13 protein-coding genes are annotated in these 14,302 nt (G+C 73.9%); 5 read left to right on the top strand and 8 right to left on the bottom strand.

The genetic code is table 11. The annotated features are described in order from the left end of the window. Nucleotides 1–100 precede the first annotated feature (100 nt). The 7 genes from CP977_RS22795 to CP977_RS22770 form a co-directional block, all read right to left on the bottom strand. Nucleotides 101–1,801, bottom strand: coding sequence for an ABC transporter ATP-binding protein (locus CP977_RS22795; protein ID WP_372460611.1), 1,701 nt, complete (start codon nucleotides 1,799–1,801; stop codon nucleotides 101–103). Then, entirely contained in the window at nucleotides 1,798–2,787 is a 990-nt protein-coding gene (locus tag CP977_RS22790) for an ABC transporter permease (RefSeq protein ID WP_109185323.1), read from the bottom strand. The genes CP977_RS22795 and CP977_RS22790 overlap by 4 nt, the downstream gene beginning before the upstream one ends. Further along, nucleotides 2,784–3,761 (bottom strand): ABC transporter permease, encoded by a 978-nt coding sequence (locus CP977_RS22785; protein WP_183953234.1) that lies wholly within the window; start codon nucleotides 3,759–3,761, stop codon nucleotides 2,784–2,786. Before CP977_RS22785 ends, CP977_RS22790 begins: the two co-directional genes overlap by 4 nt. Then, nucleotides 3,758–5,488: an ABC transporter substrate-binding protein gene (locus tag CP977_RS22780; protein ID WP_152370732.1), complete on the bottom strand. Its 1,731-nt coding sequence runs from the start codon at nucleotides 5,486–5,488 to the stop codon at nucleotides 3,758–3,760. Before CP977_RS22780 ends, CP977_RS22785 begins: the two co-directional genes overlap by 4 nt. A gap of 214 nt (nucleotides 5,489–5,702) precedes the next feature. Next, nucleotides 5,703–5,798 (bottom strand): Ms4533A family Cys-rich leader peptide, encoded by a 96-nt coding sequence (locus CP977_RS35360; protein ID WP_311736874.1) that lies wholly within the window; start codon nucleotides 5,796–5,798, stop codon nucleotides 5,703–5,705. Between the two features lie 113 nt (nucleotides 5,799–5,911). After that, complete coding sequence (locus CP977_RS22775; RefSeq protein WP_152370731.1) at nucleotides 5,912–7,291, bottom strand: DUF3152 domain-containing protein; 1,380 nt, start codon at nucleotides 7,289–7,291, stop codon at nucleotides 5,912–5,914. Nucleotides 7,292–7,299: 8 nt separating this feature from the next. Next, on the bottom strand, nucleotides 7,300–8,262 hold the full coding sequence (locus tag CP977_RS22770) for an alpha/beta fold hydrolase (RefSeq protein WP_062752362.1): 963 nt from the start codon (nucleotides 8,260–8,262) through the stop codon (nucleotides 7,300–7,302). Nucleotides 8,263–8,401: 139 nt separating this feature from the next. Between CP977_RS22770 and CP977_RS22765 the strand changes: the two genes are divergently transcribed. The 4 genes from CP977_RS22765 to CP977_RS22750 all read left to right on the top strand — a co-directional run bounded on the left by CP977_RS22765 (nucleotide 8,402) and on the right by CP977_RS22750 (nucleotide 10,311). Then, nucleotides 8,402–8,617, top strand: coding sequence for a hypothetical protein (locus CP977_RS22765; protein ID WP_062752363.1), 216 nt, complete (start codon nucleotides 8,402–8,404; stop codon nucleotides 8,615–8,617). A 219-nt stretch (nucleotides 8,618–8,836) separates the two neighbouring features. Then, the gene (locus CP977_RS22760; protein ID WP_062752364.1) at nucleotides 8,837–9,496 is read left to right on the top strand and encodes a TetR/AcrR family transcriptional regulator; all 660 of its coding nucleotides are present in this window, start codon (nucleotides 8,837–8,839) and stop codon (nucleotides 9,494–9,496) included. 145 nt (nucleotides 9,497–9,641) lie between these two features. Next, on the top strand, nucleotides 9,642–9,869 hold the full coding sequence (locus CP977_RS22755; protein ID WP_062752365.1) for a DUF3107 domain-containing protein: 228 nt from the start codon (nucleotides 9,642–9,644) through the stop codon (nucleotides 9,867–9,869). Nucleotides 9,870–10,038: 169 nt separating this feature from the next. After that, nucleotides 10,039–10,311 (top strand): hypothetical protein, encoded by a 273-nt coding sequence (locus tag CP977_RS22750; RefSeq protein ID WP_062752366.1) that lies wholly within the window; start codon nucleotides 10,039–10,041, stop codon nucleotides 10,309–10,311. An 81-nt stretch (nucleotides 10,312–10,392) separates the two neighbouring features. Here CP977_RS22750 and CP977_RS22745 read toward each other — a convergent pair whose 3' ends face one another. Beyond that, nucleotides 10,393–11,115: a ferritin-like fold-containing protein gene (locus CP977_RS22745; protein WP_062752367.1), complete on the bottom strand. Its 723-nt coding sequence runs from the start codon at nucleotides 11,113–11,115 to the stop codon at nucleotides 10,393–10,395. Between the two features lie 487 nt (nucleotides 11,116–11,602). Between CP977_RS22745 and CP977_RS22740 the strand changes: the two genes are divergently transcribed. Then, nucleotides 11,603–14,221 (top strand): DEAD/DEAH box helicase, encoded by a 2,619-nt coding sequence (locus tag CP977_RS22740; RefSeq protein ID WP_208420828.1) that lies wholly within the window; start codon nucleotides 11,603–11,605, stop codon nucleotides 14,219–14,221. The last annotated feature ends 81 nt before the right edge of the window (nucleotides 14,222–14,302 follow it).

The following is a 14,302-nucleotide window of genomic DNA, read 5'->3' as shown; positions in this document are numbered from 1 at the left end:
CGGACGGTTGTCCGTCGTACCACCGGAAGGGGTGAATGCTCGTAACTTTCCCACCCCGGTCGCGTTCCGTCGCGGTAGGCGGCGGAACGGTCACGGAGCGTCAGGCGACGGCCAGTTCCCCGTCCCGCTCCGCGCGCTGTTCCCCGCGCCGCTCCCGGCGCGCCGCCGCGAGGGCCGGGTCCAGGGAGGGGACGGCGGCGAGCAGCTGCCGGGTGTACGGGTCCCGGGGCGTCCCGTACACCTCCTCGACCGTGCCCTGCTCCACGATCCGGCCGCCGCGCATGACGGCGACCCGGTCGCTGACCTGCCGGACGACCGCGAGGTCGTGGGCGATGAAGACGAGCCCGAGGCCGAGTTCGGCCTGGAGTTCGGCGAGCAGTGCGGTGACCTGGGCCTGGGTGGTGACGTCGAGCGCGGAGACGGGTTCGTCGCAGACGATCAGGCGGGGTTCGGCGGCGAGCGCGCGGGCGATGCCGACGCGCTGGCGCTGGCCGCCGCTGAACTCGTGCGGGTAGGCCTCGTACCGGTCGGGGTCGAGCCCCACCCGGTCGAGGAGTTCCCCCACCCGGTCCCGGATCCGCTTCTCGTCGCGCTCCCCCGCCGTCCGCAGCGGGTCGGCGATCGACTCGCCGACGGAGCGGCGCGGGTTGAGGGAGGCGACGGGGTCCTGGAAGACCATCTGGAGTTCGCGGCGGTACGGGCGCAGCTCCCGCTCCGACAGGGCGCCGATCTCCACGCCTCCGTAGCGGAGTCGACCGCCGGTCGGGTCGAGGAGCCGTACGAGCATCCGGCCGAGGGTGGTCTTGCCGCTGCCGGACTCCCCGACGAGGCCGAGGGTCTCGCCCGCGCGGACGGTGAGCGAGACGTCGTCGACGGCGGTCACGGTCCGCCCGCCGCGCCCGAACTCGCGCCGCAGGCCGACCGCTTCGAGCAGCATCTCCCCTTCCTCCGAAGGGGCCCTGACCGGCCCGTCGAGCCGGGGCACGGCGGAGAGGAGCCTGCGCGTGTACGGCTCCGAGGGCGCGCCCAGGAGGCCGGCGACGGGGCCGCGTTCGACCTCGCGCCCGTCGCGCATGACGAGTACCTCGTCGGCGCTCTCGGCGGCCACGCCCACGTCGTGGGTGACGAGGAGCAGCGCGGTGCCGGTCTCGCGGCGCAGCTCGTGCAGCAGGTCGAGGATCTGGGCCTGCACGGTGACGTCGAGGGCGGTGGTCGGCTCGTCGGCGACGAGGAGCCGGGGCTCGCAGGCGAGGGCCATCGCGATGAGGGCGCGCTGCCGCATGCCGCCGCTGAACTCGTGCGGGCGGGAGCGGGAGCGGCGGGCCGCGTCGGGGATGCCGACCCGGTCGAGGACGTCCACGGCGCGGGCGCGGGCGGCCTTCCGCGTGCCCCCGGCGTGGATCCGGTACACCTCTGCGATCTGGTCGCCGACGGCGTAGTAGGGGTCGAGGGAGGACAGCGGGTCCTGGAAGACCATGGCGGCGATCCCGCCGCGCAGCCGCCGCAGGTCGGCGGGGCCGGCGGTGGCGACGTCGACGCCGCCGACGCGCACGGTGCCGGTGACCCGCGCGCCGGTGCCCCGGTGGAGGCCGAGGAGGGCGCCGGCGACGGTGGACTTGCCGCTGCCCGACTCCCCGACGAGGGCGAGCGCCCGCCCCTCGGCGAGGGTGAGGGAGAGCCCGTCGACGGCCCGTACGGGGTCTCCGTCGCGGTCGAAGGAGACGGACAGGTCCCGTACGTCGACCAGGGGGGCTTCGGTCTCGGGCGCGGTCACGTCAGGACCACCCTTCTCCGTCGTCACGTCAGGACCACCCTTCGGTCGGCGGCCGCGTACAGCAGGTCCGCGAGGACGTTGGCGAGGACGACGGCCGTGCCCATCACCATGACCACGCCGACCACCACGGGCAGGTCGATCTCGCGCACGCCGTCGATGAGGGTCTTGCCGAGGCCGGGGATGCCGAAGAGGGATTCGGTGAGGACGGCCCCGCCGAACATCGAGCCGAGGTCCACGGCGCTGATCGCGATCACGGGCGGGACGGCGCCGCGCAGGGCGTGCCGGGTGACGACGGTCCGCTCCCCCACGCCGTACGCGCGGAAGGTGCGGATGTGGTCCTCGGCGAGCGTCTCCAGGGTGGAACTGCGGGTGAGCCGGGCGTACTTGGCGGATTCGAAGAGGCCGAGGGTGATCCAGGGCAGCAGCATGTTCCAGGCCCACTGCTCGGGGTCCTCGCCCAGCGGCACGTAGCTGGGGAAGGGCAGCCACTGGAGGTGGGCGCAGACGGCCATGAGGAGGAGCAGGCCCAGGATGAAGACGGGCGTGCCGGTGCCGGCGAGGGTGAGGACGGTCAGGGCGCGCTCGGTGATCCCGCCCCGGCGCAGGGCGGAGAGCAGTCCGGTGCCGATGCCGACGAGCAGCCAGACCACCATGGCGCCGAGGGCCAGGGAGGCGGTCGCGGGCAGGCGCTCCAGGACGAGCCGGGTCACCTGTTGGTCGCTCTGGTACGAGAGGCCGAGGCAGGGCGCGTCGCAGTGCACGACGGAGGTGCCGGTGGAGTAGTCGCGGCCGGTGAAGACGCCCTGGAGGAAGTGCAGGTACTGGGCGAACACGCTTTCGTTCAGGCCGAGTTGTTCACGGACCTGGGCGATCTGCTGCGGGTTGCAGCGCTCGCCGCAGGCCAGCCGGGCGGGGTCGCCGGGGGCCAGGTAGAAGAGGCCGTACACGAGGACCGAGAGCGCCAGGAGGACGAGCGCGGCACCCGCGAGCCGCTTGAGGACGAAGCGGGTCATCGGGAGGACTCCTTACGGGTGCCCACGCGCAGCCGGCTCGCCTCGCGCGGGTCGAGGGCCGTGCGGACCGCGTCGCCGAGGACGGTGAAGGCGAGCACGGTGGTGAAGAGCAGTCCGGCGGGCAGCAGGACGTACGCCGGGTCGGCGCGGAACCAGGTCTGCGCGGTCGACAGCATCTGCCCCCAGGACGGGGTGGGCGGGGTGACGCCGACGCCGAGGAAGGACAGGGAGGCCTCGACGACGATGTTGGTGGGGACGAGGATCGCCGCGTAGGTGATGACGGGGGCGGCGAGGGCGGGCAGCAGCTCCCGGCGGGCGGTGCGCCACCGCCCGGAGCCGGCGAGACGGGAGGCGGCGACGAAGTCGAGGCTCTTGAGGGTGAGCGTCTGGGCGCGCACGATCCGGGAGGTGCCGGCCCAGCCGAGGAACCCGATGACGAGGATCAGGAGCAGCGGCCGGGGGAAGTCGCGGGGGACGACGGCGGTCAGCGCGATGGCGAGGACCAGCATCGGCAGGGCGACGAGGACGTCGGTGGCGCGGCCGAGGACGGTGTCGACCCAGCGGTTGCCGAGCCCGGCGGCGAGGCCGACGAGGACGCCGATGAGGATCTGGACGACGGTGGCGCCGATGCCGACGAGCAGCGAGATCCGGGCGCCGTACAGGAGCCGGACGAACAGGTCGCGGCCGGTGCCCGGTTCGACGCCGAGCCAGTGGTCGGCGCTCGCGCCGCCGAAGGAGCCGTACGGGACGCCGCCGCGCGCCGAGTCCACGAGGTCGTCGTGGTACGCGTACGCGTCCTGGCCCTCCAGGGCGGCGAGCAGCGGCGCGGCCAGGGCGAGGAGGACGAGCAGGAGCAGGACGGCGAGGGAGGCGAGGGCGGCCGGGCGGGTGCGCAGCCGTCGCCACACCCGCCGGGCGGCGCCCGTGACGGGGATGCCCGCCACGGGCGCCGGTGCGTCGGTCGGGGTGGTCACTTGACCGCGACCTGCGAGACGTCGAGGACGCCGGTCCAGTCGCTGATGACGACGTTCTTGACGTCCTTGCCGACGAGCCGCTTGTAGACCGGGTGGAAGAGCGGGACGTCGAGGGCCTGCTCGCCGATCTTCTTGTCGAGGGCGCCCCAGCGCGCGGCGGCGGCCTTGAGGTCGGTCAGCTTGTTGATCTCGTCGATCTCCTTGTTGACCGCCGGGTCGTTCAGCTGCGCGTGGTTGTAGTTGGAGCCGTTGGTGACGATCTGGCGCCCGTCGAAGATCGGCGCGAGGAACGGGCCGCCGGCCGGCCAGTCGGCGCCCCAGCGGGAGAGGAAGAAGCCGGGCGCGTCCTTGACGCTCCAGCGCTTCTCGTTGAAGGAGTTGGGCTCCTGGCCGTCGAGCTTCACGGTGATGCCGGCCTTGCCCAGGGCCTCCTGGACGGCGGTGGCGATCTCGGGGCTGGTGGTGCGGTTCTGGGCGGTGGAGTGCAGCAGGGTGACGGTCAGCCCGTTCGGGAACCCGGCCTCCTCGAGGAGCTGCTCGGCCTTCTCCGGGTTGCCCGTCCTGCCGGCCGGGAAGTGGTCGTACGGCGTGAAGCCGAAGGCCTTCTGCTCGGGCAGGAAGGTGGTGGCGGGCTCGGCGAGCGCGGAGCCGCCGGCGGCGTTGACGACGCTGGTGCGGTTGACCGCGTACGCGATGGCCTGGCGGACCTTCGGGTTGTCGAAGGGCTTCACCTTCGGGTTGAAGGCGATGTAGTTGGTGAAGCCGAAGTGGCCGGTGCCGACGCGGGCGGCGAGCGCCTTGTCCGAGCCGATCTGGGCGAGTTCGGCCGGGCCCAGGTTGGTGTCGGTGGTGACGGCGGCGGCGTCGGCGCCGGAGGAGGTGGCGAGGCGCTGGTTGATGACGGCCTCGTCGAGCCCGGACCGGACGTCGATCCTGTCCGGGTAGGCCTTGCGCTCCTCGTCGGTCTTCGGGTCCCAGTGCTCGTTGCGCTCCAGGACGAGGCGCTCGCCGTCGTTCTCGTTGCTCACGACCTTGTACGGGCCGGAGGAGACGGGGTGCTCCTCGTACTTGGCGCCCTTGTCCGTGGCCTTGGGCACGGGGGCGAACTGCGTCTGGGTGGCGACGAAGGGGAACTCGCCCTCGGGCTTCCGCAGCTTGAAGACGATGGTCTTCGGGTCGGGGGTGACGATGGACGCGAGGCCCTCGGGGTCCTTGTAGGGGCCCTGGTAGGTGTCGCCGCCGACCAGCCAGTCGCGCAGGTAGGGCGCGCCGCCGGAGAGCTCGGCGGCGAAGGAGCGCTCGATGCCGTACTTGACGTCGGCGCTGGTGATGGGCGTGCCGTCCTCGAACTTCAGCCCGTCCTTGAGGGTGTACGTCCACTCGGTGGCGTCCTTGTTGGGACGCCCGATGTCGGTGGCGAGGTCGGGGACGACCTGGGTGCCGGCGGCGCCCGCCTCGCGGTTGCGGGTGGTGAGCGTGCGGAAGACGAGGGAGGGGACGTTGCCGCCGCCGGAGGTGTAGAGGCGGGCGGGGTCGAAGTCGGTCTGGGCCTCGGCGTTGAGGACGGTGAGGGTGCCGCCCTTCTGCGGGGCGGCCGAGCCCTTGCCGGAGGTGCCGCTCTCGGCGCCGGCGTCCTCGGGTCCCGCGCAGGCGGCGGTGCCCGAGGCCAGGACGACACTGACGGCGGCCGCTGCCACGCGGCGGGAAATGACGGACGGTTGACGCATCGGAGAAGACCTCTCGGAGAACTGCGGCGGAAGGAAGGGGAGTTCCGCGCGGGCAGCGGCAAGAGACGGCGTTTCCGGGGAGGTGCCGAGCAGGGGAAGTGCCGAGCATTCCTGACGCACGGAGGAGCCGCGCCCACGGGGCGGGAACCCGGGCGCGGAAAGGCGTCGGCTGGTGCGGGAAACGCGAAGGGGCCGACGTGCGCTCGGGCAGGGGTCAGCGACAGAGAACGTCGGACACGGCATGTCCGGACACGCCGATGAGCGCCAGCTCGATGGCGGCGCGCTCGGTGGTGGCGTGTCGGTGCGACATGCCGAGAAATATGGACGAACGCGCGAGCGATGTCAACGCGATGCGCCTTGCTTTTGAGACATGCGTCTCGACATGCGATCGGCCACGGAACGGGCCGCCGGCCGGGTGCCGTCTCAACTTCCGGGGTGCACCCAGGGATTGGGACGGCAGCGAACGCCGTCGATGTCCAGGGACTTCGTCTGCTGCTGCATCACGGGGGCGAGCGCGCCGGGGGTGCGGCAGTTCACGTGGTTGTGCCCGAGCCGGTGGCCGATCTCGTGGTTGATGAGCATCTGGCGGTAGGCGTGGATGGCCTTGGGGCCGAAGGTGTCGGCGCCCTGGGCCCAGCGGAACGCGTTGATCATCACGCGCTCGGTGGAGGCGGAGTCGCAGGAGACGTTGTCGACCGTCGTGTCGAGCCCGGACTTCCGGCACCAGACGCCGGTGGTGCCGGGACTGGCGAGCGTGATGACGAACTGCGCTTCTCCGCCGGAGATCCGCTCGAAGGTCATCGCGCCGTTGCCGGCCCAGCTGCGCGGGTCGTTGAGGGTCTTCTGCACGGCGTCGGCGAAGAGCTTCGGGTCGAGCCCGAGCCCCTTCTCGACGTCGACGCGGTAGCGGATGAGCTTCCCCTTCCCCGGCGCCTTCTGGAAGCCCTGGACGGCCTCGAAGGCACCGGACCCCTTCAGCTTCGGATCGATGGGGAACTGACGGTTCATCAACTGTTCATACGTGGGCGCCGGGGGCTCCGGGGGCGCCGTCGGGAGCGACGGGGTGGTCCGGCCCTCGGAGCGGGAGGCGGAGGAGTCGTCCACGGCCCGCTCGGCCGGTTCCCCGGCGGCGCGCGGGGCCGCCTCGGGCGCCTCCTCGCCGGTGACCTGTCCGGTGACGACGACGGCGAGGACGGTGGCGACGGCCGCGGCGCCGACCCCGGCGAGGGTGCGGCCGAGCCCGCCCCGGGCGGCCGGGGCCTCGGCGTCGGGATCGTCGTCGTCGTGACGGGGGGCTGGGACGAACGTCCCCTGCTCGTCGCCCTGTTCGGGCTCGGCGGTCAGGGTGCGGCCGCGCCGGCCGTCGTACGGCGCGGGGCGCGCGCCGCCCTCGTCGTGCTGCGGGTGCCCGCCCCGCACGGCGCCGGTCCGGTGGACGGGGATGCCGTGGGCGGGGGTGCCGGGGGCCCCGTACGCCGGGGTGCCGTGCGCGGGAGTCCCGTACATCGGGGTGCCGTGCGCGGGCGTGCCGTACCCCTGGCCCCCGTACGCGGGGACGCCGTGCGCGGGTGTCCCGTACGGCGGTGCGCCGCCCTGCGGGGGTGCGCCGTACCGTGGCGTCCCGCCGGACGGTGTGCCCGTCGGGTCCTGGCCGTCCCCGGCCGTGGTCCTGCGGCGGCGGCCCGTGCCGGCGCCCGGCCCGGCCGCGCCCGGTTCCGGTGCGGTCCGCCGCTGCTCGGCGGACGTCGGCCGGCCGGTGTCGGCCGGCGAGGGCGCGGAGCCCTTGCGGCTGTGTCGTCCCACGCCCCGGATCAGCTCCCGCCGTGGTCGGCGATCAGTTCCCGGGCGGCCTGGGCGACCGTCTCGGGGTACTCCATCATCGCCACGTGCCCCGCGTCGGGCAGGGTCAGCAGGCGCGAGCCGCGGAAGGCGGTGGCCGCCCTCCGGGCCATCCGGAACGAGACGAGCCGGTCGCGCGCGCCGTAGACGAGCAGCGTCGGGGCGAGGACCCGTTCGGCCTGGCGCCACAGTCCGTGCTGCCCGCCGAGGGTGTACGCGTCGACGATGCCGCGCGAGGAACGGGCCATCGCGTCCCAGAAGTACGGGAGCTCCAGGCGCCGTTCCATCTCCTCGACCGCGTGCAGGAAGCCCTCGTCGGTGACCTGGCCGGGGTCGCCGTAGCAGAGCGCCATGACTCCGCGGACCCGCTGCTCGGCCGTCCAGTCCCGGGTGAGCCGCGCGAAGAAGGAGGAGACGCCGGGCAGCGCGAGGAGCGCGGTCGGCCAGGCGGTGCGCTGGGCGCGCAGCTCGGGCAGGGCCGGCGAGACCAGGGTGAGGGTGCGGACCAGGTCGGGCCGGACGGCGGCGACGCGGGTGGCGACGGCGCCGCCCAGCGAGTTGCCGAAGAGGTGGACCGGTCCGCGTCCCCCGGAGTCGAGGAGCCGGATGACGGCGCGGGCGTGCCCGGTGACCGAGTAGTTGCCGTCCTCGGGCGGCGGGGAGACGCCGAAGCCGGGCAGGTCGACCGCCTCGCCGTCGACGACGTCCGCGAGCAGCGGCATCAGGGCGGACCAGTTCTGCGAGGAGCCGCCGAGGCCGTGGACGTACAGCGCGGGCGGCAGGCCGGGCCGGGTCCCCGGCCGGGAGCGGACGGTCAGGCTGAGGCCGGGCAGGGCGACGGAGCGGAGCTCCTCGCCGTCGGCGACCCGTACGGGGCGGTTCCGCGACGCGGGTGGCGCGGCGGTCCGGGTTTCCGGCAGCTCGGTCGAGGACATGGCCGCAATATTACGAGACGATCACGCGCCCCCGCGTGTGGGTGCGGTCACAAGTCCGTGTGCGGCGGGACACGTGTACTCCTAGGCTCGAAGGGAAGCCGTCGGGAAGGACCTCGACCCGCGTACCGGAAGGAACCGCATGACTGTCGATCCGACCGAGCCGGACACGTTCGCCGAGGAGGAGGTCGTCGAGCTGGACGAGGAGACGCCCGAGGCCGACGCCGCCGAGCAGCACGCGGAACTCCGGCCGCGCGAGGACGAGCCGCTGACCCACGTCGAACGCGAGTCGGCGAACGAGGCCGACGCGTCCGAGCAGGCGCGCGTCGTCACCCTGGACGAGGACGACTACCGCTGAGGGACCGGCGGGGGCGCGGGTGAGCGGCCGCGGGGACGGCGGAAACGGCCCCGCCGGGCCGCGCCCCCGCCGATCCGTCCGGTTCCGTCCCGAACCGCCTGTCGACCCCGGTGTCCGGTCCGTGAAATTCTGCGTCCGCACCGCGCACAGCCGGGTTACCCAAAAGTACGATGGCGGCGCGTCGCTACAGCGCGCATGGATCGAAACTTGGGAGGCCGCGTGAGCGCCATCGAGCAGACAGAGGCAGCACGCCCTCGGGGCACGCGCCTGCCGCGACGTGCCCGACGGAACCAGCTGCTCGGCGCGGCCCAGGAGGTCTTCGTCGCCCAGGGGTACCACTCCGCCGCCATGGACGACATCGCCGAGCGGGCGGGCGTCAGCAAGCCGGTGCTGTACCAGCACTTCCCGGGGAAGCTGGAGCTCTACCTGGCCCTCCTCGACCAGCACTGCGAGTCCCTCCTCCTGGCCGTGCGCACGGCCCTGGCCTCCACCACGGACAACAAGCTCCGGGTGGCGGCGACCATGGACGCGTACTTCGCCTACGTCGAGGACGAGGGCGGCGCGTTCCGGCTGGTCTTCGAGTCCGACCTGACCAACGAGCCGGCCGTGCGCGAGCGCGTGGACCGGGTCAGCCTCCAGTGCGCCGAGGCGATCTCCCAGGTGATCGCCGAGGACACCGGCCTGTCCGAGGACGAGTCGATGCTCCTCGCCGTGGGCCTCGGCGGCGTCTCGCAGGTCGTGGCCCGCTACTGGCTGTCGAGCGGGTCCGCCATCCCGCGCGACAAGGCGGTGGGGCTGCTGACCTCGCTCGCCTGGCGCGGCATCGCGGGCTTCCCGCTGCACCCGGTCGACGGGCAGCTGAGCGCCGAGGGCCACTGACCCGTCCGGGCGGTCGCCCGGTCCCGGCGCGTGTTCGCTCCTGGCGTGCGGCGGCCGCACCGTGATCGTCCCCTCACCGGGCTAATGTGTGCTGCGTACGGCGCGGATGAATCGCGCAACGCTGACCGTTCGGAGGGACATAGCCGTGGAGGTCAAGATCGGCGTGCAGCACGCGCCCCGGGAGATCGTTCTGGAGAGCGGGCAGTCCGCCGAGGAGGTCGAGCGCGCGGTTGCCGACGCGCTGGCCGGCAAGGCGCAGCTGCTCAGCCTCTCGGACGAGAAGGGCCGCAAGGTCCTCGTTCCGGCCGACAGGATCGCGTACGTGGAGCTCGGCGAGCCCGCCGTCCGCCGCGTGGGTTTCGGCGCGCTCTGAGCCCAGGATCTACGGGAAGGGCCCGGTGGACCGGCTTCGGTCCACCGGGCCCTTCGTGTGCCCGTATGCCCTCGTCGGGCGGTACGGGAGGATTGCGCGCCGGGCGCCACGGGTAGGTACGACCTCGACCGCACCACCCGCCCCGCACCCCTCGCGAGGTGATCCCCCGATGTACCTGGAAGCCCTCGGCTCCGCCCTGCTCGGTCTCGTTCTGGCCTGGGCCGCCGTCCGCCGGCTGCCCGACCGTCTGCCCGGCCGGGGGCTCGTCCTCGTCACCGGCGCGCTCGGCGGGGTGTTCGGCGCGCTCGTCACCCACGGGGCGATCGGCCCCGGCCACCCCTTCGCGACCCTGGTGGGCGCGGTGGCGGTGGCGGCGGTCCTGCTCTCGCTCCTGATCCGCCCCCGCGCCGCGCGCCGGCTGCGCCGATCGGCGACGGTCTGAGCGGCGGCGGTCCGAGCGGGCGACGCCGCCCCGCGTGATCAAACCCGCTTGATCAGGCCCGTGCGATCGGGCCCCGCTTGATCAGGCGGCGAGGCCCAGCGCGGCCATGCGCTTGGTGTGCGCCTCGGTGATCCGGGAGAACATCCGGCCGACCTCCGCGAGGTCGAAGCCGTCCGCGACGCCGCCGACCAGCATCGTGGAGAGCGCGTCCCGCTCGGCGACCACGCGCTGGGCCTGGGACAGCGCCTCGCCCATCAGGCGGCGCGCCCAGAGCGCGAGGCGGCCGCCGACGCGCGGGTCGGCGTCGATCGCGGCGCGGACCTTCTCCACGGCAAAGTTGCCGTGGCCGGTGTCGTCGAGGACGGAGAGCACCAGGGCGCGGGTGTCGGAGTCGAGCCGGGTCGCGACCTCCCGGTAGAAGTCGCTGGCGATCGAGTCGCCCACGTACGCCTTGACCAGGCCCTCCAGCCAGTCCGACGGCGCGGTCTGGCGGTGGAAGTCGTCGAGCGCCTTCGCGAAGGGCTCCATGGCCGCCGTCGGCTCCGCCTCGACGGTCGCGAGACGGTCCCTCAGCTGCTCGAAGTGGTGGAACTCGGCCGAGGCCATCTTCGCCAGCTCCGCCTTGTCCGCGAGGGTCGGCGCCAGCTTGGCGTCCTCGGCGAGCCGCTCGAAGGCCGCCAGCTCTCCGTAGGCGAGGGCGCCGAGGAGGTCGATCACGGCGGCGCGGTACTGCGGCTCGGCGGAAGCCGTCGCCCAGTCCTTGGCGGCGATCCCGGTGGGTGTGGCGTTGTCAGGCGTCTCCATGCAGCGCACAATAGCCCGCCCGCAGGGCCCGGGAAGGCCCTGGTCAGTCAGTGTGACCGTGCCCTCATCACGTTTTCCCCCGACACACATGCGCGATTCCGGGGTACAGTGGTAAGGCGCCTGCTGAGTATGCGGACATGCTTTCGCACGTTCGGACGTATCCGGTGGGCCGACTCATGAATGAGGATGCCCGGTCGGTGGCCCGATCGGCTCCGGCCCGACAGCCCTTCCGGCGGACCCGCGGAAGGGTCACCCTCAGCGGTACGACGCTCGAGCGACGGCAGTGGTCCCGTGCCACCCGGCGGCGGTCTTCACCGATCGCGCCGACAGTGATCCGGCACGGTACGACCCCCTTCGTTCGCCTCGCGCCGCGTCTCACAGAAGAGGCAGCACCCTGACTACGACTTTCCGAGAGCTCGGAATCCTTTCCGAGACGGCCGAGGCCCTGGAGGCCGTCGGCATCGTGACCCCCTTCCCCATCCAGGAGATGACCCTTCCGGTCGCCCTCACCGGCACCGACGTCATCGGCCAGGCCAAGACCGGTACGGGCAAGACCCTCGGTTTCGGCCTCCCGATCCTGGAGCGCGTGACCGTCCCCATGGACGTCGAGGCCGGCCGGGCGAAGCCCGAGCAGCTGACCGACGCCCCGCAGGCGCTCGTCGTCGTGCCCACCCGCGAGCTGTGCACCCAGGTCACCAACGACCTGCTGACCGCCGGCAAGGTGCGGAACGTGCGCGTCCTCGCCATCTACGGCGGCCGGGCGTACGAGCCGCAGGTCGAGGCGCTGCAGAAGGGCGTCGACGTGGTCGTCGGCACCCCCGGCCGCCTGCTCGACCTGGCCGGCCAGCGCAAGCTCGACCTCTCCCACGTCAAGGTCCTCGTCCTGGACGAGGCCGACGAGATGCTCGACCTGGGCTTCCTGCCCGACGTCGAGAAGATCATGAACATGCTTCCGGCGAAGCGCCAGACCATGCTGTTCTCGGCCACCATGCCGGGCGCGGTCATCGGTCTCGCCCGCCGCTACATGTCGCAGCCGACGCACATCCGCGCCACCTCGCCCGACGGCGAGGGCGTCACCGTCGCCAACATCAAGCAGCACGTCTACCGCGCGCACTCGATGGACAAGCCGGAGATGGTCTCCCGCATCCTGCAGGCCAACGGCCGCGGGCTCGCGATGATCTTCTGCCGCACGAAGCGCACGGCGGCCGACATCGCCGAGCAGCTGGAGCGCCGCGGCTTCGCCTCCGGCGCCGTCCACGGCGACCTGGGCCAGGGCGCCCGCGAGCAGGCGCTGCGCGCCTTCCGCAACGGCAAGGTCGACGTGCTCGTCTGCACCGACGTCGCCGCGCGCGGCATCGACGTCGAGGGCGTCACCCACGTCATCAACTACCAGTCGCCGGAGGACGAGAAGACCTTCCTCCACCGCGTGGGCCGCACCGGCCGCGCGGGCGCGAAGGGTACGGCGGTGACCCTGGTCGACTGGGACGACATCCCGCGCTGGCAGCTGATCAACAAGGCGCTCGGCCTGGACTTCCACGACCCGGTCGAGACCTACTCCAGCTCCCCGCACCTGTACGAGGAGCTGGACATCCCGGCGGGCACCAAGGGCATCCTGCCCCGCGCCGAGCGGACCCGCGCGGGTCTGGGCGCGGAGGAGCTGGAGGACCTGGGCGAGCCCGGCGGACGCCGTGGTCGCGGCCCGAAGGCGGCTGAGAAGACCGAGGAGCGCCCGGAGCGCACCCGGACCCCGCGCCAGCGCCGGCGCACCCGCGGTGGCGGTGACGCCGCCGACGCCCCGGCGGTGGTGGAGCGCGCCGACCAGGCCGCTCCGGCCGCCGTGCCGGCGGGCGACGAGGCCCGGACCGAGTCCGGCCCGCGCACCCCGCGCCGTCGCCGCCGCACCCGGGTCGGCGCCCAGGGCTCCGCGCCGGTCGCGCAGACGACCCCGGCGGCTCCGGTGGCCCAGGCGGCTCCGGTCGCCGTCGTCGAGGCGCCGAAGGCGGCCGAGACGCCGAAGACCGAGGCCCCGGCCCCGGCTCCGGTCGTCACCGAGACGCCGAAGGCTGAGGCCCCGAAGGTCGAGGAGCGGAAGGCCGAGGAGCGGAAGGCCGAGGAGCCGAAGGCCGAGGAGCCGAAGGCCCCCCGTCGCCGTACCCGCGCCGCCCGCCCGGAGGCCGTCCAGGCCGCTCCGGCGGTCCGTACCCCTGCGGCCCCCGCCGTCCAGGAGCCCGCTCCGGTCGTGCGTCGTCGCCGTGCCCGGGTGCGCCCGGTCGAGGAGACCGTCTCCTTCCAGACGCCCGAGACCGCCGCGGCCGCCCTGCGGGCGCAGTCGGCCGTCGAGGCGCCCAAGACCGAGGCCCCGGCCGCGGTCGAGGAGCCGAAGAAGGCCCCGCGCCGCCGTACGGCCGCCAAGGCCGTCGAGGCCCCCGAGGCCGTCCGGACGCCCGTCGAGACCGTCAAGCCCGTCGAGACCGTGGCCGCCCCGGTGACGGCCGAGCCGGTCGCCGCCGAGGCCCCGGCCGAGGTTCCGGCCCCGCGCCGCCGCCGTACGGCCCGCAGGCCCGCCGGTTCGCCGGTGACCGCCGAGGCGCCGGCCGTCGAGCCGGTGGCCGAGCCGGTCGTGGCTCCGGTCGTCGAGGAGGCGCCGGCCCCGCGCCGTCGCCGTGCCGCCACGCGCGCCGCCGGTTCCCCGGTGTCCGCCGAGGCCGCGATCATCGTCGTACCGGCCGTGACGCCCGCGCCGGTGGCCGAGGAGGCTCCCGAGCCCTCCCCGCGCCGCCGCCGTACCGTCCGCAAGGCCGCCGAGCCGGTGGCCGCCGAGGCCCCGGCCGAGCAGGTCGCGGAGCCGGTCGCCGCTCCGGCGGTCGAGGAGGCCCCCAAGAAGGCCGCCCCGCGCCGCCGCACCACGAAGAAGGCCGTGGCCGAACCGGTCGCCGAGGCCGCTCCCGTCGCCGAGGAGGCCCCGAAGGCCCCCCGGCGCCGTACGGTCAAGAAGGCCGTCGCCGAGCCGGCCGCCGAGGCCGCTGCCGGGGCCGAGGAGCCGAAGAAGGCGGCCCCGCGCCGCCGCACCACCAAGAAGACGGCGGCGGCCCCGGCCGAGAGCTGAGGCCCGGCCCCGCCCCGTACCACCACGGCGGCCCGTCCCCTTCCCGGGGCGGGCCGCCGTGGCGTCCCCGGGCCGCGCCGT

The organism is Streptomyces cinereoruber (assembly GCF_009299385.1).
Taxonomy (GTDB): Bacteria; Actinomycetota; Actinomycetes; order Streptomycetales; family Streptomycetaceae; genus Streptomyces; species Streptomyces bikiniensis.
Note: the sequence above shows the minus strand (reverse complement) of the source record. Positions and strands in the feature narration are given on the sequence as shown.